Here is a 22,468-nt window from a genome sequence, read left to right as displayed (position 1 = left end):
TTGTTGCTGGTTGTCTTCCCAAGACATTTCTCGAGGCCATGAGGATCCTGATTGCCGGGGGCGGACAGGCCGCTTCGCTCGTTGCCACGCGCTTGATTCGCGAGGGAAACGAGGTGGTGGTGGTAGAGCAGAACCCTGATCGCTGCCATCAATTGGAGGAAACGCTGGACGCCAAGGTGATCCAGGGCAATGCTGCCAGCATACGCGTCCTGCACGAGGCGGATATTCGCAACGCCGACATGCTGATTGCGCTGACCAGCGAGGATCAAATCAACGTCTTGGCGTGCCTGATTGCTTCGGTGGAGTCGGACGTGAAGTTCAAGGTGGCGCGGCTCCGCACGCACGAAGTCAACTACTGGAGGAGGATTCTGCAGCGAGCCGGACTACACATCGACCTGATCATCCACCCGGAGACAGAGATCGCCGACCGCATCCTGCGAGTGGTTCGCCTGCCCGGCGTCTCCGACGTGATCGACTTTGCCGAGGGTCGGGTAAAGCTCTTTGGAATGAATATCGACGAGAAGAGCTGGGTTGCTTACAAGACGGTCGAGGACTTGGATCGCGCCGGGCCGCCCAAGAATTCTCTGATCGCCCTGATCTTTCGGGGGCAACAGGTGATTGTCCCTCATGGGGCTGAAGTGTTGAATCCTGGAGACCATGTCTACATCGTCACCACTGCCGACGACCTGGAGCGCGTGTGTCAATTCATGGGGCTTCAGACACAGGAGTCGCTCGATCGGGTCTACATTCTGGGGGGCAAGCAAGTCGGGATTCGGGTAGCCGAGTTGTTGGAGCCCCAGGGTGTGTCGGTAAAGCTGTTTGAGCGGGACATCGCCCGATGCGAGAGGATTGCCCAGATTCTTCGCAAGACGGTTGTCCTCCACGCGGACGGCACGGACGAATCGATCCTGGCGGAGGAGAACATCAAGGGCGCGGGAGCGTTTCTGGCCATGACCAACGACGACGAGGATAACCTCATTGCTTCCCTGCTGGCTCGAAAGCTGGGTGCCAAGAAAGTAGTCGCTCTCATCAATCGGCTGAACTACCTCCCCATGGCACAGCGTCTCGGCATCAATACGACTGTCAGCCCCCGCCTGGCGGCGGTTGACCGAATTCTCCAGTTTGTGCGCAAGGGGAGAGTGCTTTCGGTGACCACGTTTCGCGAGGAGGAGGCCGAGGCGATCGAGCTGATTGCAGCCGAAGGCTCCAAATACGTCGGCCGAAGCTTGAGGGAGGTTCGCTTTCCCCGCGGGGCCATTGTTGGCGCCATCGCTCGGCCCAATGGCGAGGTGGTGGTCCCTAGGGGCGAAGCCACTATCCAGGCGGGAGACCGCGTCATTTTCTGTACCCTGGAGAGTACCGTTCCGCTGCTTGAGTCTGCCTTTCTGGCAGATGCCCGAAGGGAATGGGTGTGATACGGCCCGCTGCCCTCGGTTATATCCTGGGCCAGTTCCTGCTGGCTCTCGGCGCCACCCTGCTGGTTCCACTGGCTTTCAGCCTTTGGAGTCATGGCGGTCCGGCTCCGCTGGCCTATGCCGCCGCGATCACCATCGGAATCGGCAGCGCCCTCTTTTTCAGTCTTCCTCGCCCCTCCACGGACTTGAACCGACGGGAAGGGTTGCTGCTGGTTTTTTCCATATGGCTAGCGGTGAGCGTTTTCGGCGCTCTGCCCTTCTATTTCTCTCCTGCCTATTTCTCCAGTTTCACCGACGCTTTCTTTGAAGCCACCTCCGGGTTTACGGCGAGTGGCGCAACCATTCTCAGCGATATTGAGAGCCTCCCCAGGGACCTGCAATTCTGGAGGTGCTTCTCCCACTGGCTGGGAGGCATGGGCATTGTCCTGCTCGGGATTGCCATTCTGCCCCTGCTCGGCATGGGTGGAATGGCGTTGTACCGAGCCGAGTTCTCCGGGGCAAGATCGGAAAAGCTCAAGCCTCGGATTGCTCATACGGCACAGGCGCTTTGGAAGATCTATGTTTTCTTGACCCTGGCAGAGTACGTGGCGCTCCGCTGGGCGGGGATGGGTTCTTTCGATGCCTTGTGCCATTCCTTCTCCACGGTGGCCACGGGAGGATTTTCGACCCGAACCGCCAGCGTCGGGGCGTTCGACAGTCCCCTGATTGAATGCATTATCGTCGTCTTCATGTTGTTGGGAAGCATCAACTTTACTCTGCACTACCGTCTTTGGGTGGAACATCGTCCCAAGCGATTTATTTCCGATTTCGAGCTAAGGACGTTGCTATTCATAGTGATCGCGTCCAGCCTCGTGATCGCTGCCATCCTGGCTTTGAAGAGTGGTTATGCTCCGGCAATGGCCCTCAGGAGAGCCCTTTTCCAGGTGACAGCCATCACCACTACCACTGGCTTTACCACGGACGATTTTGCCCAATGGCTGCCTCTGCCGCAGCTGATCCTGCTGGCGCTCATGTTTATGGGTGGATGTACCGGATCGACTTCAGGAGGACTGAAGACTTCTCGGATGGTTTTGCTCTACAAGGTGGTGGTTCGCGAATTCGAACGCATGGTCGAGCGCCGTGGCGTGTTTGCGGTCCGTGTGGGCAAAGGGGTTATTCCGGAATCGGCTGTCCGCAGCCTTCTGAATCTGGTCTATCTGTCCTTTCTGGTCAACTTTCTGGGTTGCATCCTGCTGGCGGCTTCCGGCGTGGATGTATTTACCAGCATCGCCGCCGTGGCCGCAGCCATGTTCAACATCGGTCCCGGGTTGGGGAACGTGGGGCCGGTCGAGGGTTATGGGGGGCTGCCGGCGTTCGCCAAGTGGGTTCTGAGTTTCTGCATGCTGGCCGGGCGCCTGGAGTTCTACACGGTGCTCGTCATCTTCACCCCTGCCTTCTGGCAAAAGTAGTCTCCGTCGGACGACCGAGCCGGACTGAGAAAGCGAAATTGATTTTTGATCGGCCGGTTTCTACAATGAGGTTGGGTCTTCGGCGGCACCGTCCTTCCGCTGGTCGAGCCGCTCCCTCCTTTACCCGGTGTTTGAGAGTTCCCATCCCATTGTTCCATGCTGCGACTGGAAAAACAGCTCAACCCTGAGCAATTGCGGGCCGTCGAAACGATCGAAGGCCCCCTGCTGATCCTGGCGGGAGCCGGAAGCGGCAAGACACGCGTCATCACCTACCGAATTGCGCATCTGATTGAAAACAAGAAGGTCCGTGCCGATCAAATTCTGGCGGTGACCTTCACCAACAAGGCCGCGGAGCAAATGAGGGTCCGCGTACGAGGGCTGTTGCGTCGCGGGCGTGGGGCCAACCCCCACATCTCCACCTTTCACTCCTTCTGTGTACGGGTCCTGCGTCCGAACATCGCCTCCTTGGGCTACGGGAGCGACTTTTCGATTTACGATCAGTCAGACCAGTTGACTTTGGTCAAGGATTGCCTCAAGGAATTGCAGTTGACCGACCAGTCTCTTTCTCCTCGATGGGCCCTTTCCCGAATCTCCGAGTCCAAGAACCGCGGCCGGAGTCCCGAGGAACTGTACTCCCAGGCCTACGACCCCAAGGGCGAGCGGTTGTCGCTGGTCTTCGATCTCTACCAGAACAAGTTGCGGAAAGCCAACGCGCTGGACTTCGATGACCTGCTGTTGAAAACGGTGGAGTTGCTTCGGAGCCAGGAGGCCGTCAGGCTGGGTCTCAATGAACGCTTTGCCTACCTGATGGTGGATGAGTACCAGGACACCAATCGACCCCAATATGAGCTGATCCGACTGTTGACCCAATCCCGTCAGAATATCTGTGTGGTGGGAGATGAGGATCAGTCCATCTATAGCTGGCGCGGAGCCGACATCCAGAACATCTTGAGCTTCGAGAAGGACTATCCTGCGACCCAGGTGATCAAGCTGGAGCAAAACTACCGTTCCACCAAGACTATCCTGGCCGCCGCCAGCTCCCTGGTTGCTCACAATCGGACTCGCAAGGGAAAGAACCTCTGGACAGATCAGGTTGCCGGAGACTTGATCGGGTATTACGAAGCGGAGGATCCGGAGGCCGAGGCGCTGTTTGTCGTTCAGCAGATCCTTGCTCACCAGCGGTCCGAACGCAATGAGCCGATGGCTGTACTCTACCGGACCAACTTCCAGTCGCGCTATTTTGAAGAGGCCTGCCGGCGTTTCGGTGTCAAGTATTCGATGGTGGGAGGATTCAGTTTTTATGAGAGAGCGGAAATCAAGGATCTGTTGGCCTACCTCAATCTGACCCTGAATCCGCACGACCGCGTCAGCCTGATGCGGGTGATCAATACTCCACCGCGCGGCATCGGCAGGGTAACCGTAGACGCCTTGGAAAAGGAGTCCCGGGATTCCAATCTCTCTCTCTGGGAGGTGGTGGAGCAGGCGGTGGAAAAGAAAAACTGGCCTGCCAGGGCCCTGAGGGCGTTGACTCCTTTTTGCAAGCAAGTGCAGCAATTCCGAAGCGAGTTGGTGACCGAGGCCCATTCCGAGTTGATCCAGACCATTCTGGATCGCTCCGGTTATCGCCAGTGGCTTCAGGATGAAGACACCGAGGAGGCCCGTTCCCGTTTGGACAACCTGCAGGAACTGGTGATTGCAGCGCGGGACAGCCAGAATAGAGGCGAAAACCTGCGGGAATTCCTGGACCATGCCGCCCTGTTCTCAGATACCGACGACTTCGATGAGCAGGCCAGGGTGACGTTGATGACCATTCATAGCGCCAAGGGATTGGAGTTCCCGCTGGTTTGCCTGGCTGGACTGGAGGAAGACCTCTTCCCTCATAGCCGCTCGCTGTTGAGTCAGGATGGGCTTGAGGAAGAACGCCGGCTCTGTTACGTCGCTCTGACCCGGGCTCGACGGAAGCTTCTGTTGACCCGGGCCAAGAATCGGCGTTTCCTGGGAGGCGAGAGTTTCAACCCGACGGAGCCATCCTGTTTCATCTCCGAAATCCCCGCCGATCTCCTGCAGAAGGCCTGGGGAGCGCCCAGGTCTGTCAGGAAGAGCTATGACGGACCTACCTACAACGACGCCGAGAGCATTCGGCAATTCTACAAGCAGCGAGGTAAGCGCATCGACCTGGCTCCACGGAAAACGGCGATTGAAGTCGGCCGCTTCAAGCAGGGCCAGACGGTTCGCCACCGAAAGTATGGCATCGGCAATGTGATCCGTTGCCAGGGCGAGGGAGATGACTGCAAGCTTACCGTGCTCTTTCCCCGCCACGGCTTAAAGAAGCTCCTGGTCAAGTATGCAGGCCTGGAACGGGTTTAGACGGGAGGGGCCGGCCCAGGAGTCGAATGACCAGCAGACAAGCTGCCACTCCGCATGGAATCAGTACCCAGGGGGATACCCCCAAACCCACCGGAAGGTAACCCAAGAGCAGAGCCACCGCCCCCACGGTGCAGGCATAAGGTAGTTGGGTCCGGGTGTGGCTGACCACGCCGACCCCGGCGCCCGCGGCTGACAAAACCGTGGTATCGGACAGAGGCGACATGTGGTCTCCCAGGGAGGCACCGGCAAGGACGGATCCGGTGGCTGCGTAGAGGACGATACCATCGTTGCCTGGACCCAGGGCGACCCCCAGAGGGAGGATGATGGGGATCAGGATCCCCATGGTGCCGAATGAGGATCCTGTTGAGAAGCTCGTGCCGGTCGCCAGCAGAAAGGACAGGCTGGGCAGTATCCAGGCAGGCACGGTGGCCTGCAGCAGTGAGGAAAAATAGGTGGCCGTTCCGGCTTCCTCAAGTGCATTGCCCAGCGTCCAGGCCAGATAGAGAACAGTCAGTGCTCCCAGGATTGAACGAAATCCGCCCCCGACGGACCGGAGTAGACGGTGCAAGGAGTGTAATTTCAGTTTGAGGGAGGAAAGGGTGGCAAAAACGAAGGCGGCAGTCGAGCCTACCAGGATGGCTTGAAAGGGATCCGAGTTTCCGACGATCTCCAGAACGGTGACCGATCCGCCGGCGCTGACCGTACGAGACCAGCCACTGAGAACCAGCGTGGCGACAGTCAACAGGACCAGCAGGCCGATGGTGGTCAAGGCAAGCCAGGCCAACCCTGGATCCGGAGTGGGCTCTTGCAGATCCCTTTGGGATTGCGGTCGTCGGGCAGCCTCGAGTTCCACCCGGGCCATCGGCCCGAAGTCTCTGCCGGTAAAGGCAATACAGGCTACAAAAGCCAGGGTGAAAATGCTGTAAAAGCGAAAAGGGATGGACTGCAGAAAGACAGAGAATGCGGAGCCCGGCGCCTGCAAGCCTTTCAAGGCCTTGTCGATGAGGTCCAGCTCGAAACCGATCCAGGTGGAAATTACCGCAATCGAGGCGATGGGAGCAGCGGTGGAATCGACAATGTAGGCCAGTTTCTCACGAGAAATACTGCAGCGATCGTAAATTGGGGCAAACGACTTTCCGACAATCAGACAGTTGGCGTAGTCGTCGAAAAAAACGACCAATCCGGCCAACCAGCTTGTTCCCATCAGACTCCGGCGCCGGCCGCTCAGGTTTCCCATTCGAAGAATCAATGCCGTGACAGCGCCGCTGTCGGTGAGGATGTTGGCCGTGGCGGCGACCAGAAAAGAGAAGATGACGATGGCGGCATGACTCTGGTCGAAAACGGCGGAAAAGAGATAGCGGTAGATCGCTGCCAAGGAGCCGCCAGGATCGCCTCCCTGAGCCACAAGGGCGCCCGCGACCACACCGATTCCCAATCCAAGGAAGATTTTGCGGGTGAGAAGAGCTACCGAGATCGCCAGCACTGCCGGTAGCATTGATTCCGGCCCTGCGGTCAAAGGGGAATCGGTGCTCATGAGCGAGAACTGTGTTGCATCGCGGCTCCGTTTGCTGCTGCCTCGAAAGAGTCAATCGCCCGCCCTGCCGGGCGGTTCATTCGAGAGTGAAGCACTAAACCTTCACGGCCAATTGGGAACAAGGAACATGTTCCCTCAATCCGGTTTTCTATGAGCTTTTTGCAAAATTCGCAGTGGGGCAGGTCATCTTGCCGGCAAACCTGAGGTTCTACCTTATTCAATATTGGGTGCGACCCGGAGAAAAATGCTGTCTAACCACAAAAAGCACAATAGTCACAACCAATATTTTTGTGCCTTTTGTGGCCATTCCCATTAAACGTCCCGCTACCGAATTTTGCTAAAGGCTCCTATGTCAATTTGTTGAACATGGATTCACAGGATAGTCAGGACTAGAGGCTACGTCACAGGGAGCGGGCTCGCTCCATGATCGGGTTCGTGTTTGAGCTGTTCCATGAGTTTGGAGGGGGGGCTTGGAGTGCTTGTTGACGCATGGGCTATCGTTGAACTCAAGAGGGTGGTAACTCTCGCCCAATAATCCTGTCCATCCATGTTAACCATCGACTCATACTTGGCTTTGAACCGGTTTCCCGGCACCGCGGCACTGTTTCAGTTCAGTATTCTAGCCAGGATGGGCTTCAATCGAACAAGCAATGAAGGAAAAAAGAAATCCAAGAAGGTGTACGAAGAACCACGAACGGGCACCAAGCCAGGGACTTCTTGCTAAGATGAGAATTGTCGCCGGTTCCGGAGCGGGCTTGGCAATCCTGGAACTGAGGCGCGGAGGAAGTCGATGAGCAATGGCAAGCGAGGATCCGGTCCTGAGGACGTTGTCGCCAACGGCGCCGACCCAAGAGAGTACCCCGACCCCGATCAAGAGGCCGACTCCGAACCATCCAGGCAAGAGGATTCCGGACTGGTGCTCGCCACCAAACTCTTGCCCTCCAGGATCCCGATCCTGGGGGTGAGGCCGCGGCCATTCTTCCCGGGGCTTCCCGTCCCTCTGGAGGTCACGGGAGAAGTTCCTCTGGCGTCGCTGAAGAAAGCGGTGGAATCCTCAGATCAGACGTTGGGGTTGGTGCTCCTCAAGGATCCGGAAGCCGAGGAAAAGCCGGAGAATCTCCATCGGGTCGGTGTGGCGGCCAGGATCGTCAAGGCTGTCCAGGTCGAGCCGGAGGTCACCCACGTGCTGGTGAATTGTCTGGAACGCTTCACTGTCCGACAGATGGATTTGGGAGAAACGGGCCTGTTTGCCCAGGTGGACTATCACTACGCTACGGAACTATCGATCAACCTGGAGCTCAAGGCCTATTCGATGGCCATCGTGTCCAGTCTCAAGGAACTGGTCAAGCTGGACCCGCTGCAATCCGAGGCCATCAAGTTGTTCTTGAGTCGGTCCAGCCTGGAGGATCCCGGGAAATTGGCTGACCTTGCCGCTCATCTGACAACGGCAGAGGGTCGGGAACTGCAGAAGATTCTGGAGACGTTTGATGTTCGCCACCGGATCGATCGGGTGCTGACCCTGCTGCGAAGAGAGGTGGATCTCTCCAGGCTTCAAAAAAAGATCACCACGCAAATTGAAGAGAAGATTTCAACTCAGCAAAGAGAGTTTTTTCTCAAGGAGCAACTCAAGGCGATCAAGAGAGAGTTGGGTCTGGAGAAGGAAGGGAAAACGGCCGAGATCGAGAAGTTCGAGGAACGTTTGCAGTCGCTGAAGCTGACACGCGAGGTCCGGACTTCGATTGAAGAGGAACTGGGCAAACTGAAAATCCTGGAAACCACCTCTCCGGAATATATGGTCAGTCGGAACTATCTGGAGTGGCTTACCGTGCTTCCCTGGGGGAGGCACAGTCGCGATTCCTATGACCTGGGCCGTGCGCGAAGGGTGCTGGATCGAGACCACTACGGTTTGGAGGACGTCAAGGAACGAGTCCTGGAATTCATAGCCGTCGGCAGGATGAAGGGAGATATCTCCGGGTCGATCATATGCCTGGCAGGACCTCCTGGGGTGGGCAAGACGTCCGTAGGGAAGAGCATTGCCGAGGCACTGGGGCGCCGCTTCTACCGATTTTCCTTGGGAGGCATGAGAGACGAGGCGGAAATCAAAGGGCACCGCCGCACCTATATCGGAGCGATGCCCGGGAAATTCATTCAAGCGCTGAAGACCGCCGGCACCTCCAATCCGGTCATCATGCTGGACGAAGTCGACAAGATCGGTGCTTCATTCCGGGGCGACCCTGCCTCGGCCCTGCTGGAAGTCCTGGATCCGGAGCAGAACGCCAGCTTCCGCGACCACTATCTGGATGTTCCCTTCGATCTGTCCAACGTCCTGTTTGTGGTGACCGCAAACCGAACCGATACGATTCCATCGCCGCTCTTGGATCGTATGGAAGTGATCCGGCTCTCAGGGTACATCCTGGAAGAGAAACTGGAGATTGCGAGGCGCTTCCTCATTCCCAAGTCGATTCGCAACCACGGTTTGACGCGGACCCAAATCGGTATTCGAAAGGCAGCACTGCGCTCCATGATCGACGGCTATGCGCGCGAGGCCGGAGTGCGCAGCCTGGAAAACCTGATCAGGAAGATTGCCCGCAAGGCTGCGCTTGAGTTGTCTCGGGACTCAGACAGAAAGATTGTCGTCACGCCAAGGAATATCGAAGCCTACCTGGGAAAACCCATCCACAAGGCGGACGAACTTGCACCGCACGCCCCCGGGGTAGTGACAGGCTTGGCCTGGACCAGTTTGGGTGGTGTGACCTTGCAGGTGGAGGCAACAGCCGTGGCCAGCCGGCGCAAGGGATTCAAGCAGACGGGACAACTGGGAGAAGTGATGGTTGAGAGTTCCGAAATAGCCTACTCCTACATCATGTCACGAGTTGCGGATCTGTCGGACGATGTCGAATTTTTTGACCGGCACTTCGTTCACTTGCACGTTCCAGCCGGTGCCATTCCCAAAGACGGTCCCTCCGCAGGGATCACCATGGCCACGGCTCTGGCTTCGCTGGTCCGGAAAAAACCGGCCAGCCAGGGCATGGCCATGACGGGCGAGTTGACGCTGACCGGGCGAGTGCTGCCGATTGGTGGAGTAAGAGAGAAGGTGATCGCAGCGCGGCGGGCCGGTCTGGGCCATTTGATTTTTCCTGAAGGCAATCGCAAGGACTACGAGGAACTTCCGGACTATTTGAGGAAGGGTCTGTCCGTGAATTTCGCCGACCACTTCGACGACGTCTGCCGATGGGCACTGACCGGGTGAGAAATGCGGACTACTTCGGCAGGGTATTCCTGAACCGGTCGATGGTCTTGGAAACGGCTTCAAGGAGGGGCGGGGAAGGAGTAGTCAGAGGATGACGGGTCTGAAAGGTGTGGCCGGCATTTTCGACGATATGGAAACGGCAGAGTCGGGGATCGGCACATTGCCACAGGCGTTCACCTTCCGACAACGGCACCCGGCGGTCCTGGCGGCCGTGCAGAAACATAATGGGAATGGTGGATTCTCTCACAGCGTTCAGGACCTCCAAACGGCGATCGTTGCGCTCCAGCGCCTCCAAGGCAGCCACCCTCATTCTCAGAGGCGCTAGGTGCTCCTCCCTGGGGACCTCCAGAAATCCCTGCTTTCGCCAGCGCCGGCGTGTTTCGGTATCGAACCGATCAAAGGTGCCAATGGCTCCCCAGGTGACGATCGATGCTATCTGCCGCACCTGGCGCGATAGCAGAATGGCGTAGCTTCCACCTCGACTGTGTCCGATCACTCCGAAGGCATTCAGGCGCATTCGGTCGGCCAGAGGCACCTTCCCCAGCAACAAGGCATCCACCACCAGATCCCAATCCCGCAGTTCCTGAGTGGTTGAGTTCCTGGAGAATCCCTCCGGATCGTCAATCTTCCAGGGATTGTCCTGGATTCCCGAAAGCGCGTGGTTGAAGGTGATGGCGGCGAATCCGGCTTCGCTCAGACGCCGCCCCAGGTAAGGGAAGAATCCCCAGTCCTTGAAGCCCAGAAACCCGTGCGCCACAACGACCGGAGTGACGATCCCCTTGCCCTCCCGAATGCGGAGGGTGCATCGCACCTTCAACTGGTTGAAGTGGCTAAGGGTGAAGTCGGATTCGATCAAGACAGGAAGTGGCCGCTCTCAATCCACAAAGGGATGGAATGGACAAGGAAGTATCCACATCGTGGCCGGGGTGGGTACATCGCCGGGAGTATACCATGAGACTCCGGCGGCATGCCCGGCGCCAGGGGGATGGCACGGGGACGGCTGACGCTTTGGAACAGTAGTATGGGACAGAACACCAGCGGCCGGCGTTGCCCGGGGCTAGGGGATGGGCTATGCTATGAGAGTCCGTACGGTTCGGATTGGCACCTGTTTTGGCTGGGAGCGGTTGCGTCGGTCCCCACTCTTGCCAATGACGATGTCTCCTCCTCCCCGACAAACCCCCAAGCGGGGCCGGTCCGACGGTTGATCGGAGGTGGAAGTGTTGCGGAATCGATGGTTTTTTGCGATTGGGCTGGCGATTGCCCTATACGCCGCAGGGGGCTCCTGGGCCGTGTCGCTGCAGAAGAAGGTGGAGACGGAGCCCGCCCCTTACTTTATTTTGCCCACCTGGGATGGCCAGGTCATCAAGTCAACGAGCCTGAAAGGGCAGGTCGTGTTGATGGCCTTCTTTCAGACCTGGTGTCCGGATTGTCAGCGCACCAACCCGCTCCTGGAAAAACTGTATCGGAAGTACAAGGATCGGGGGTTTGTGGTCCTGGGGATCTCCCATGATCGGGGAAAAGCCAAAGATGTCGAGCCCTACATCAAGAAGTACGGGTTGACCTATCCCATCCTCCTGGGCGACTTTTCCATCGCCATGAATTACGTCAAGGTGTCCCCACAGCGCCCCAACTTCAGCATTCCCTACCTGGTGCTGGTGGATCGAAAGGGGAACATCGTGGGTCGATTCGTGGAGGGCAGGAACGAGGAGACCCACGACCTGAAGAAACTGGAAGAGCGCATCACTCCGCTGCTTTAGCGGGGGCGCTAAATTCGACCCGGGTTTCGAAAAAGGAGGGGTCGATAACGATGCCGTGCTTAAGCCGCATTTGTTGATACCAGTCCTCCAGCTTTTGATTCCGGATGCGCGCCTGGATCTCAGGGTGGGCTTCGGCCAGGCTCATCTTCCTCTTTTCGTCCAGCTTCAACAGCGCAAATCCCATGGGCGTTTGCACAATCGGGCTGAGGTCCCCCGGCTCCAAACTGAACAGCAGGTCAACCTCGGGCGGAGTCACCAGGGTCTTGTTGGGTAGTCCGCGGCGCACGATACCGGTGTCTCCGCCGACGCCGGAGGTCAGCGGATCCTCGGAATGCCTGGCGGCCATGACCTCGAAGTCGGCTCCTTCCTGAATTTCCCGGCGCAGCTTCTCCGCCTTGGTCCTGGCTTCCTCGTCGGACAAGATCTGATCCTTGGGTCTGTTGTCGCCAAAGAAAACGTTGGAAGCCTCCGAGCGGATGACCAGCCGGCGGCCTCTCACCATGTCGAAGACGGCGCCATTTTCCTGGTAATAGCTCCCGACCTCCATGGCCGAGACCGCCAGTTCCTTCTTCAACTCGTTTTCCGCCGCCTTCATGAGCAGACTCTCCTTGAAGAGTGCCAGGACTTGCTTCCGGTCTTCGTCATCCTTGATCGGCAGTCTCCCCACCCGGTTTTTTTCCAGCATGGCCTGGAATTGGCGAATGGTCTGCTCGACTTCCGGCCGAGCGTCCAAGCCACGTTTCCTTGCTTCCCGACTGTACAGCTTGGAACGGACGATGTAGTCGGCAAAGGCCTGCTTACCCGCCGGTTTCGAGAACAGGGAGCGCTGTTGCGGAGGCAGCAGTCGGAGCATGTCGGCCACCTGTGCCCGGGTAAGCGTCTCGTCTCCAATGGTGACAATGGCCTTGTCGGCGGCAGCGGCGGACTCGCCTTCGGGCTGTCCAGGGACAGGCGTTCCGGGAGCGAGGCCCAACATGAGGGTGAGGGATAGGAGAACGGTTTGGGTTGTTAGGGTCAGCATGTGTCCTCTCTGGCTTGACACTACAGATTCAGGATCTTCAGGATCTCTTCCTTGTCGGCCCTTACTTTGATGGGGGCATTGGCAAAGGTGGAGCGCACCTTGTCTTTTTTCTCCAGCAGCTCGTTCCTGTAGGTTGCCTCTTCATAAAGGGAATCCTGATGGTAGTTGGTGGCATAATCGGGGTCCTTCAGCAGATTGCCGGTCAGGACCGCCACCACGTCTTCCTCGGGATCGATTTCCCGCGTCCCGATCAATTTCCTGATTCCGGCAACTGTGGTGGCGGAGGCGGGTTCGCAACCGATGCCGTCCCTGCCGATCATGGCCTTGGCATCGGCAATATCCTGCTCGCTGACAAAATCGCACCATCCCTGCGTCCAGTCCATGGCACGGACCGCTTTCTTCCATGAGACCGGATTGCCGATCTTGATGGCGGTGGCCAGGGTGTGGGCCTCGACACGGACCAGCCTGGGGGAATGGTAGATCAATGTCTGGTAGAGAGGATTGGCCCTCTGGGCCTGGATGATGGTGACCATGGGCATCTTCGGGATAAAGCCCAAGTCGTGCAACTCCTTGATGGCTTTACCGAAGGAGGCGCTGTTCCCGAGGTTTCCCCCGGGGACCACGACCCTGTCGGGCACTTGCCAGTCGCGCTGGCACAGCATCTCGATGATGATCGCCTTTTGTCCTTCCAACCGAAAGGGATTGATCGAATTCAGCAGGTAGACGTCGGTCTCCTGGGTGATTTCCTTCACCAGCTTCATCGATTCGTCGAAATCTCCCTCCAACTGCAGCGTCAGAGCACCATAGTCCAGGCTCTGGGCCAGCTTTCCGAAAGCGATCTGTTGGTCGGGGATGAAGATCACGGCCTTCATGCCGGCGCGGGACGCATAGGCCGCCATGGAGGCCGAGGTGTTTCCCGTGCTGGCGCAGGCCACCATTCTGGAGTTCAGGAGATTAGCCTGGGTGACTCCGGCAGTCATGCCGTTGTCTTTGAATGATCCGGTGGGATTCAGCCCCTGGTGTTTGAGGTGCAGTTTCTTCAGCCCCACATATTCCGCGCAGCGCGGGGCCTCGTAGATGGGAGTGTTTCCCTCCTGCATGGACACCACCTTGGAAAGGTCCGTGCAGAATGGAAGCAGTTCCCGGTATCTCCAGACGCCACTGAGGTCGAGGAGATGGTTGGAAAGGCGCCGCTGCAGGAAGAGATGCTTGATCTTCTCCGGGTCGTCGAATTGAAAGTCGTAGGCCACGTCCAGCAGGCCTCCGCAAGCCGAACAGACGTATGCCTTGGACATGGCGGAGACGACGTTGCGGCAGTTTTCCTCGATGCACTTCAGAAAGGCGGCCATGACCCGAATCTACTGAAATCGAAACCAAAACTCAATCGCATTCAGGCTAGCTTCAAGCGGGCGTCGGCGTTGATGCTCAGATTGGCGAACTGCCGCTTCACGAGCTTGGGATGACCCGCCGCCGCAATCATGGCGGCGTTGTCGGTTGAAAGGATGGGGGTCGGAAAGTATACCGGCAAGCGACGCTCTGCAAAGAGTTCCTGCAAGTGTTGGCGAAGGGCTCGGTTGCAGGCGACACCTCCGGAGACCATGATGGAACGGGGCGGGTAGTCACGACTGGCGTCGAGCAGCGTCTTGCCAAGGATCTTGATGGCGGTGTGCTGGAAACTGGCCGCCAAATCGAGAACGGACCGGGGCACGGCATCTTCGCTCTGCCAGTTTCTGGCGGACAGTTCCCTGCTGAGGTATTTTTGGGTGTAGCGCAGTACCGCGGTCTTGATTCCGGAAAAGCTGAAATCCAGCTTTCCGTTGTCAATACGAGGGATGGGCAGCTTGACTGCAAGGGGGTCTCCGCGCCGCGCCAGCCGCTCGATTACGGCTCCTCCGGGATAGCCGAGACCAAGGAGCTTGGCGACCTTGTCAAAGGCTTCTCCGGCCGCGTCGTCTCGGGTCCGTCCGATTAGCCTGTAGCTGGCCTCTTCCTGAACCCCAAGGCCCAGGCCATCTATCCAAAACAGGCTGGTGTGTCCTCCCGAGACAACCAGCGCCAAGGCGGGAAGGAGTCCCTTCAGGTCTGCCGCCTCTGCTTGCCGTGGTTCCTGCCAGAGGGTCAGCGGAACGGAAAAAATATGTCCTTCCAGGTGATGCACGGCTACCAGAGGAAGATTGAGGCTGAAACAGAGTGCCTTGGCGTAGTTGATCCCCACCAGGAGCGATCCGACCAGTCCCGGGCCCTGAGTTACCGCTACACCATCCAAATCTCGAGGTCCGATTCCGGCATCCGCCAGAGCGGCCCTGACGACTGGGGAAATGTTCTCAAGGTGCCTTCGTGAAGCCAACTCGGGGACCACTCCTCCATATCGCTTGTGGACATCCTCTTGCGATGCCACGATATTGGCGAGGATTCGCCTTCCGTTTTCCAGGACGGAGGCTGCCGTTTCATCACAGGAAGATTCAATACCAAGGGTCAACATGGGGATCGAACGGGCTGGGATGGCCTCATCGGTGGTCTGAGAATCTGTACGCTCCGGGGGCACAGTTTCGGCTTGACGACATTTGACCTCGGGGAGGGCTTTTGCTATCCTCCCGGACTCGTGACCTTGTTTGATGGAGGCTAGTCATGGCTGCCCGTTGTGAATTCTGTAGAAAGGCTCCGATGTTTGGGAATAATGTCAGCCACGCCAACAATGCAACCAGAAGAAGATGGAACCTCAACCTGCATCGAGTGCGAATCGTAGTTGACGGGCGGCGCAGGCGAGCCCGAGTGTGTGCTTCCTGCATTCGGTCCGGGCGTATCGTGAAGTCTCATTAAGCTGCTATTCCTCCCCCCGTGCCAGGGGGAATCACCCCACCACCGCCAGGGCTTCGACCTCCACCAGAGCTCCCTTGGGCAGCGAGGAAACGCCAACCGTGGCCCGGGCGGGAAGGCTTTCACCGAAGAATTTCTCGTAGACCTTGTTTACCCGCGGGAACTCGTCCATGTCGGTCAGGTAAATGGTGGTTTTGACTACATGATCGAGTGAACTGCCCGCGGCCCTCAGGACTCCCTCCAGATTCCTCAGGACCCGCTCGGTCTGGGCCTCGATATCTCCCGGAACCAATTCGCCGGTTTGGGGATCCAGCCCGATCTGTCCGGAAAGAAAGAGGAATTCGGATGCCCTGGCTCTGACCCCTTGCGAATAGGGGCCGATGGCGGCGGGTGCGCCGCCGGTTTGTATGATGAATTTCATGGTTCCCTCTCAAGCCGGGACTATTGCCAGACGATTTCGTTGACGCCCTTGATCTTCTTGATCGAATGGACGGCCCTTTCCAGGTGCTTGAGGTCGCTGATTTCGATGGTGACGTGAATGAGTCCGTGACGGTCTTCGAAGGCCTGAGCTTCGATATTCTTGATGTTGGTCTTGATATCGGAGATGCGGGAAGTAATCTCCGCCAGCATCCCCTGCCTGTCGTCTACCGAGATGGAAAGCTTGACGGCATAGATTCCCCCGACCGTTCCGGTCCACGAAACATCGATCTTGCGTTCGGCTTCATAGAGGAGGTTGCCCACGTTGGCGCAGCGCTTGGCATGGACGGCGACTCCCTTGCCCCGGGTGATGTAGCCGACAATCGGCTCGCCGCGAATCGGGTTGCAGCACTTGGCCCGATAGACCAGAATCCCATCGATGTCCTTGACCTTGAGAGACCCGTCCGAAGAGAGCCCGAGGACCTTCTTCACGGCCGAGGTGAACTTGCCGGGCTTGTCCTTTTGCGCCCGGGTCAATTCGCCCGGCGGCACCAACTTGCTCAGGAGCATCCGCCCCGAGATCTTGCCGAAGCCCAATGCGGAGTAGATTTTCTCTATCTTGTCGCACCGGTAAGGCCGGGCGGCCTCCAATAGCGACCCGTCTTCCATGTGCTTCTTCAGGTTGATCTTGAGTCGCTTGGCCTCCTTCTCCAGAATGCGCTTGCCCAGCTCCATGGCGCGTTCTCGGCGACTGACGTTCAGAAAGTGTCTGATTTTGTTGCGTGCCCGCGAGGTCTTGACGAAGGACAACCAGTCCCGGCTGGGCACGTGGCCGGTTTGCGTCTGGATTTCAACGATGTCCCCGTTCTTGAGTCGAGATCTGAGGGGAACGATGCGGCCATTCACCTTGGCGCCGACGCAACAGGCCCCGACTTCGCTGTGGATGGCATAGGCGAAGTCGACCGGGGTGGCGTCACGGGGAAGAATGATCACCTTGCCCTTGGGAGTGAAGGCGTAAACCTCTTCGGGGTAGAGGTCGATCTTGAGTGTGCTCAGGAAGTCGCTGGGATCCTGCATCTCCTGCTGCCATTCCACCAGGTGCCGCAGCCAGAGAAAGCGCTGGTCGTCCTTTTCGTCCATTCCCCGGCCCATTTTGTACTTCCAGTGGGCGGCAATACCCTCCTCGGCAACCCGGTGCATCTCGACGGTGCGGATCTGTACCTCGAAGGGTTGCCCCTGGGGGCCAATGACCGAGGTGTGGATTGACTGGTACATGTTGGGTCGTGGAATGGCAATGAAGTCCTTGATTCTTCCCGGCACTGGTTGCCAGAGGTTGTGAATGATGCCCAGAGCCGCGTAGCAGTCCTTTACCGAGCCGGTAATGATGCGCAAGGCAAGCAGGTCGTAGACCTGCTCAATGGGAATTCGCTGTCGCTTGATTTTCTGATGGGTGCTGTAGATTCGCTTGATACGGGATTCCAGAGTGCAGGGGATTTCCTGTTCCTGGAGCTGATGGGTCAACCTGTACTTGATCTCCTCCAGCAGGTTTTGCCGAACTCGTCTTTTCTGCTCAATTTCCTCTTTGATCTGGCGATGGGCCTCTGGATCCAGGGTGGCGAAGGCAAGATCCTCGAGCTCACCCCTGATCTTGCCCATGCCCAGGCGGTGAGCAATGGGGGCGTAGATCTCCATGGTTTCCTGGGCAATCCGCTGCCGTCTCTCCATCGGAAGGAACTCCAACGTCCTCATATTGTGGAGCCTGTCGGCCAGCTTGACCAGGACGACTCGGATGTCGTCCACCATGGCCAGGAACATCTTGCGAAAATTCTCCGCCTGCCGGGCTTCCTTGGAGTAAAAGTGGAACTGGCTGATCTTGGTGAGCCCGTTGACGATGTTGGCAATGTCTTTGCCGAAATTCTCTTCGATCTCCTCCAGTGGAACGACCGTGTCCTCCACGACGTCGTGCAGCAGTCCGACACTGACGCAACTGGCGTCAAGCTTCATGTCGGCCAGGATATCGGCCACCGCCAGGGGATGGTTGAAGTAAGGCTCACCCGATTCACGGGACTGCCCATCGTGCTTTTTGGACGAAAAGCGATAGGCCTTCCTCAGCACCTCCAGGTCGTCGGAAGGATGGGATCTCTCGACTTTGGCCAACACCTCGTCAAAGCGGATCATGGCCCTAGTTTAAGGGAAAGGCTGGCGGCTAGCAACCGGCGCGGACCGCGGTTCAGACGGCCCACATTTCCCGCCAATGTCAGGCAATGTTGGCTTTCAATACACAACGGAAGCGTTTGAAAAATGCGGCAGCCGGATCGTTGCCGGGAATGGCCACACAAGGCACAAAAAGAGCAGAAACATGAGAAACGACCAGGGCATGCGGGCCTTGTGGGATCAGATTCGGCAGACGGCCTCCGACCTGTTCAGATATTCGTTTTGTGGCTTTTGTGCTTTTGGTGGTGAGCCCGCATTGCTCGCACGTCGCACCCGTTGTCGAAAAGGGCAAGACGTCACGATCGCCGGCAATTTGACCTGACCCGCTGCGAATTCTGCAAAAAACTCAACGGACAAAGAGACATCCGCGTAGCACCATGCCCTGCTAAACCGGTTTGCTGCACAAGGAACGTGGATTGACAGGATAGTCAGGATGATTAGCTGCTACGGGCGAAGCTCGTTCGCTTGTTGATTGTCGAGCCTTGACCGCTGATTCTGTCTCGAATCCAAAATCAACAATCCACAAGTCTACAATCCGCGTTGGCGGTCGCCGACAGGGGCTTTCAGGCCGTGGCGCGAGGGTTCGCCCAGATTCAGGGCCCTCAGAAAGGGGCGCGCCTTGTGGAGAGTTTCCATGTATTCGTCATCCGCCCGGGAATCGGCCACGATGGCCCCACCAGTCGAATAACGGGCCCAGCCATCCCTGAGGATGAGCGTTCGAATGGCGATGTTGAGGTCGAGGTTTCCATCGAACGCCAGGTAACCGATGCTTCCCGTGTAGACGCTCCGTGGCTGGGGCTCCAGTTCGTCGATGACCTGCATGGCGCTTACTTTGGGAGTCCCGGTGATGGACCCGCCGGGGAAGGTGGCCTGAACAAGCTCTTCCAACCTGCAGTTCGGTCTCAGCTTGGCTTCGACGGTGGAGGTGAGGTGGTGGACTGTTGGAAAGGTCTCCAGGCGACGGAAATCGGAAACCCGTACCGTTCCGTAACTGGCCAACCGTCCCAGGTCGTTGCGTTCCAAGTCCACGATCATGACATGCTCGGCGGCGTCCTTGGGACTCTGCAACAGAGCTTGCCGAAGCGCCTGGTCCTCTTCGGACGAAGCCCCGCGCGGGCGGGTCCCTTTAATGGGTCGAGTCTGAATCCGGCGTTGCCTGGGCCAGTAGCGCAGAAACCGCTCCGGGGAGAGACTGAGCACTGCCCAATGCCTGCCCTGGAGGTAGGCTCCGAAGGGCGAAGCTCCCGTCTGGCGCAGTTCTTGATAGAGTTGCGGCGCCGTCATGGAGGAGCGGCACCATAGTTGCTGCGACAGGTTGACCTGGTAGATCTCTCCATCGGCAATGTAGCGCTGGGCCTTTCTCACCGCTGCCGAGTAGTCTTCATAGGTCAGGCTGCTCGTCCAGGTTTCCGGGCTCGATTGCTGCGCACTGCGCAACCTTGAGCCTGCAAGTCCGACCCGACGGATTCTGTCCAGAGTGGATTGCAACCGCTTTCCGGCTCGGGGTTGGTTGCGGACGATGGCCCAAGTCTGGTTCATGCTGTGGTCGTGGGCCAGCAGCGCGTCAAAGAAGAAGAATTGCAGGTCGGGCAGGTCCGGCTCCTCTTTGGAGCGGCGCGCAAAGGGTTCCACGAAGCGACCCAACTCGTAAGAAAGAAACCCGATGGCGGCTCCGGTCCGGAAGGGCAGGTGGGAAGCGTGGCTCGCCGGCTCCTCCACCGGAAGGGTCTGTTGCCGGATCAATCGGGAGAGGATCTCAATCGGGTTGCCGTTCATGAGCTGCCGTCGGTGTTCTCCAACGATTCGAACCGACGCACCCCGTGCCGACACAGTCAGGAAGGGCTCGCAGCCAAAGAACGAGAATCTGCCGAAGGAGCCGTAACCGGGTCCGCTATCGAGCAGGGCGCCATTGGTGCCGGCCGCCCGGACCAGTTGCAGAGGGTCCCATGAGAGAGGAAGGGGTTCGATGGTGTAGGGCGGAGAGGCCACGGGCGCCAAAGGAGTGGAGGGGAATACGAGCTGCCCGGAACCGGGTTGAGTGGAGGGACTAACGAGAATAGCCGCTTCGGGTGCTCTCGCTCTCTCGAGCTAGCGGGCTTCGATTTCGTCGTAGTGTGTTCGGTCCTTGGTAATCCCCTTGGACCGGAGCACCTCTTCAACAAACTTGATCATGATCGGTGGGCCAGCCAGGTAGGCGTGAGCTCCCGTAGGCCCCTTGATGCGCTTGCCCAGGGGTATTTGGACGTAACCGGTTTCTCCCTCCCAGTTATCTTCCGGTCTTGGATGGGACAGGGCGGGGATGTAGTGAAAACGGGGCTTGCTCTTGTCCCAGGCGAGGAAGCGGTCGTGAAGAAAGAGATCGCGTTTGGCTCGAACGCCGAAGAAAAAGTAGATCTCGTTGTTCTTGTCGAATCCCCTTTCGAAAAAATATTCCAGCAGGGACACGAAGGGCGCCGCCCCCGAGCCGCCGGCCACGATGACGATCGGCTCGCCCGTGTCGGCGCGCAGGTAAAGATTTCCCGTGGGCTCGGTGATTTCGAGCACATCGCCCACTCTCAAGTGCTGGTGCACGAAGCTGGATGCGATCCCCGGGGGAACGTCCTTGTCGCGAGGGGGCCGGGCCCACTTGATGATCACATCGAACCGGGGCAGCTTGCTGGAGCTGGAGGCGAAGGAATAGGGACGCAAGACCTGTTCGTAATCGGTACCGTACTTCTGGTTCCATTGCTTGATATAGTATTTCGGAATGTTGACAAAGACGTACTGCCCGGGCGTGAAGGTGAACCCCTCGGACTCTTCCAACTCCAGTCCGACCCGGCGCACGTCATGCGTCAAGTCTTCGATCTTGACCACTTTGGCTCGATAGTCGAACTGGGCCTGCAGTGTTCCGACCAGTGCGATCACCGTCACCGCGAGCACACCGGCCATCCGCTTCACTGTCCTAGGCGTTCCGTTTCTCATTCCTTGATCACCTGCGAGGCTTTGGATTTGGGAGAGTCGATCTATTCCGGCAGGTCTAGCGACTGTCCACGCGGCTTTTAAAGGGGTCTGTCTGGGCGTGAAGTCTTGCGGCAACTCCGCCACCTGTTTTGATTCAGGCTACTTTGATCCTGGAAGCGAGTCAAGTCGTAATGGTTTAAACTATTGGTTCCAAACCGTTGAGCTGTTGGGGGTGCCGATGCCGGAAACCATGCAAGCCGTTGTGTTTCATGCTCCTTGGGAAATGAAGCTGGAGAGACTGCCGAAGCCCGAACCGGCGCCGGGAGAGGTCCTGGTCAAGATGAAGGCGGTCGGCATCTGCGGCAGCGACGTCCATGGCTTCACCGGAGAGAGTGGCCGCCGGGCTCCCGGCATGGTCATGGGGCACGAGGCCGCCGGCGAAGTGGTCGCCCTGGGTGACGGAGTCCGTTCTCCCGAAATCGGAGACCCCGTGACCATCTACAATATCATCGCCCATTCGGCCCCTGACCCCGATGAGGGCGACCCCTCCTTCCTCAACAAGAAGATGATTGGCGTCAACCTGGCCAAGCGCGGAGGCATGGCGGAGTTCCTGGCGGTTCCGGCGGAGAATGCGATTCCGCTTCCGCCGGGGATTCCTCCCGAGATTGGACTCCTGGCCGAACCCCTGGCCGTGGTGACCCGGGGGTGGCGGCGGTTGGAGACGCTTGGGGTCCGTACCTCGCGGCTGGCCATCGTCGGCGCCGGGACCATTGGGCTGGCGGCGGTCCTGATGGCGCGCGCCAGGGGTCTCTCCCGTACGGTGGTACTGGATACGGTGGCCGAGAAGGCCGATCGCGCAGCCGAGTTCGGGGTTGGTGCCGTTCATGTGGCCTCCGGAGACCCGGGCAGGGAAGCGGGAGAAGTCGAATCCAGTCTGGCAGGGAAACCGGAGGTTGTCATCGATGCTGTCGGCACGCGGGAGTCGTTTTCCCTATGCCTGGCTTTGGTGGAGGCTGGAGGGACTCTGCTTCTGATCGGGAATCTGGCCAGGGAAGTCTCGTTGCCGTTGCAGGATGCAGTCAGCAACGAGGTGTGTCTGGTCGGGACCTACGGTTTCGATCGGAGCGACTTTGCGGCGGCCGTAAGCATTCTGCCCAACATGAGGTCCGAGTTGTCGACATTCATCGAAGGCCGCTGTCGGCTGAGCGAGACACCTCGGGTCATGACTTCGTTGGCCAGGGGAGAGAGCCAGGCGTTGAAGACGGTAATTGTCTTCAAGGATTGAGCG

General features: G+C 58.4%; 16 protein-coding genes. 7 read left to right on the top strand and 9 right to left on the bottom strand.

Translation table 11 applies throughout. From position 1 onward, the window contains the following. Nucleotides 1-38: 38 nt before the first annotated feature. The 3 genes from trkA to OXI69_14350 all read left to right on the top strand — a co-directional run bounded on the left by trkA (nucleotide 39) and on the right by OXI69_14350 (nucleotide 5,230). A complete protein-coding gene (trkA, locus tag OXI69_14360) occupies nucleotides 39-1,415 on the top strand; it encodes a Trk system potassium transporter TrkA (protein ID MDE2667324.1) in 1,377 nt (458 codons plus the stop codon). Then, nucleotides 1,406-2,863 (top strand): TrkH family potassium uptake protein, encoded by a 1,458-nt coding sequence (locus OXI69_14355; protein MDE2667323.1) that lies wholly within the window; start codon nucleotides 1,406-1,408, stop codon nucleotides 2,861-2,863. Before trkA ends, OXI69_14355 begins: the two co-directional genes overlap by 10 nt. A 156-nt stretch (nucleotides 2,864-3,019) precedes the next feature. Continuing rightward, nucleotides 3,020-5,230 (top strand): UvrD-helicase domain-containing protein, encoded by a 2,211-nt coding sequence (locus tag OXI69_14350; GenBank protein MDE2667322.1) that lies wholly within the window; start codon nucleotides 3,020-3,022, stop codon nucleotides 5,228-5,230. On the opposite strand, the gene OXI69_14345 is transcribed toward OXI69_14350, so the two are convergent. Continuing rightward, a complete protein-coding gene (locus tag OXI69_14345; protein ID MDE2667321.1) occupies nucleotides 5,202-6,725 on the bottom strand; it encodes a hypothetical protein in 1,524 nt (507 codons plus the stop codon). The genes OXI69_14350 and OXI69_14345 overlap by 29 nt on opposite strands. An 829-nt stretch (nucleotides 6,726-7,554) precedes the next feature. Here OXI69_14345 and lon point away from each other — a divergent pair. Then, nucleotides 7,555-10,014 (top strand): endopeptidase La, encoded by a 2,460-nt coding sequence (gene lon, locus OXI69_14340; protein ID MDE2667320.1) that lies wholly within the window; start codon nucleotides 7,555-7,557, stop codon nucleotides 10,012-10,014. Between the two features lie 10 nt (nucleotides 10,015-10,024). Here the strand turns inward: lon and OXI69_14335 are convergent, their stop codons facing one another. Further along, on the bottom strand, nucleotides 10,025-10,870 hold the full coding sequence (locus tag OXI69_14335) for a hypothetical protein (GenBank protein ID MDE2667319.1): 846 nt from the start codon (nucleotides 10,868-10,870) through the stop codon (nucleotides 10,025-10,027). Between the two features lie 361 nt (nucleotides 10,871-11,231). On the opposite strand from OXI69_14335, the gene OXI69_14330 reads away from it, so the two are divergent. Further along, nucleotides 11,232-11,771, top strand: a complete 540-nt coding sequence (locus OXI69_14330; protein ID MDE2667318.1) for a TlpA disulfide reductase family protein — start codon at nucleotides 11,232-11,234, stop codon at nucleotides 11,769-11,771. Here OXI69_14330 and OXI69_14325 read toward each other — a convergent pair. The 3 genes from OXI69_14325 to tsaD are packed head-to-tail and all read right to left on the bottom strand — an operon-like array spanning nucleotide 11,755 to nucleotide 15,274. Next, nucleotides 11,755-12,792 carry a peptidylprolyl isomerase gene (locus tag OXI69_14325; protein ID MDE2667317.1) on the bottom strand — a complete coding sequence of 346 codons (1,038 nt, stop codon included), beginning with the start codon at nucleotides 12,790-12,792 and terminating at the stop codon, nucleotides 11,755-11,757. The two genes, OXI69_14330 and OXI69_14325, sit on opposite strands and share 17 nt — an antisense overlap. A 20-nt stretch (nucleotides 12,793-12,812) precedes the next feature. Then, on the bottom strand, nucleotides 12,813-14,141 hold the full coding sequence (gene thrC, locus OXI69_14320) for a threonine synthase (GenBank protein MDE2667316.1): 1,329 nt from the start codon (nucleotides 14,139-14,141) through the stop codon (nucleotides 12,813-12,815). A gap of 41 nt (nucleotides 14,142-14,182) precedes the next feature. Further along, complete coding sequence (gene tsaD / locus OXI69_14315) at nucleotides 14,183-15,274, bottom strand: tRNA (adenosine(37)-N6)-threonylcarbamoyltransferase complex transferase subunit TsaD (protein MDE2667315.1); 1,092 nt, start codon at nucleotides 15,272-15,274, stop codon at nucleotides 14,183-14,185. A 146-nt stretch (nucleotides 15,275-15,420) separates the two neighbouring features. Here tsaD and rpmB point away from each other — a divergent pair, with 146 nt between their 5' ends. Beyond that, the gene (gene rpmB / locus OXI69_14310) at nucleotides 15,421-15,612 is read left to right on the top strand and encodes a 50S ribosomal protein L28 (protein ID MDE2667314.1); all 192 of its coding nucleotides are present in this window, start codon (nucleotides 15,421-15,423) and stop codon (nucleotides 15,610-15,612) included. A gap of 31 nt (nucleotides 15,613-15,643) precedes the next feature. On the opposite strand, the gene OXI69_14305 is transcribed toward rpmB, so the two are convergent. From OXI69_14305 to OXI69_14290, 4 genes are all read right to left on the bottom strand, one after another. Further along, nucleotides 15,644-16,030, bottom strand: a complete 387-nt coding sequence (locus OXI69_14305) for a RidA family protein (GenBank protein ID MDE2667313.1) — start codon at nucleotides 16,028-16,030, stop codon at nucleotides 15,644-15,646. A gap of 20 nt (nucleotides 16,031-16,050) precedes the next feature. Then, on the bottom strand, nucleotides 16,051-18,204 hold the full coding sequence (locus OXI69_14300) for a bifunctional (p)ppGpp synthetase/guanosine-3',5'-bis(diphosphate) 3'-pyrophosphohydrolase (protein MDE2667312.1): 2,154 nt from the start codon (nucleotides 18,202-18,204) through the stop codon (nucleotides 16,051-16,053). Nucleotides 18,205-18,768: 564 nt separating this feature from the next. Continuing rightward, a complete protein-coding gene (gene pabB / locus OXI69_14295; protein MDE2667311.1) occupies nucleotides 18,769-20,229 on the bottom strand; it encodes an aminodeoxychorismate synthase component I in 1,461 nt (486 codons plus the stop codon). Nucleotides 20,230-20,328: 99 nt separating this feature from the next. After that, nucleotides 20,329-21,201 (bottom strand): FAD-binding oxidoreductase, encoded by an 873-nt coding sequence (locus tag OXI69_14290; protein ID MDE2667310.1) that lies wholly within the window; start codon nucleotides 21,199-21,201, stop codon nucleotides 20,329-20,331. Between the two features lie 217 nt (nucleotides 21,202-21,418). Here OXI69_14290 and OXI69_14285 point away from each other — a divergent pair, with 217 nt between their 5' ends. Then, entirely contained in the window at nucleotides 21,419-22,465 is a 1,047-nt protein-coding gene (locus OXI69_14285) for an alcohol dehydrogenase catalytic domain-containing protein (GenBank protein MDE2667309.1), read from the top strand. The last annotated feature ends 3 nt before the right edge of the window (nucleotides 22,466-22,468 follow it).

Source organism: Acidobacteriota bacterium (assembly GCA_028875575.1).
GTDB lineage: Bacteria > Acidobacteriota > Terriglobia > Versatilivoradales > Versatilivoraceae > Versatilivorator.
The sequence above is the reverse complement of the archived record's forward strand: the minus strand, read 5'-3'. Positions and strand labels throughout refer to the sequence as shown.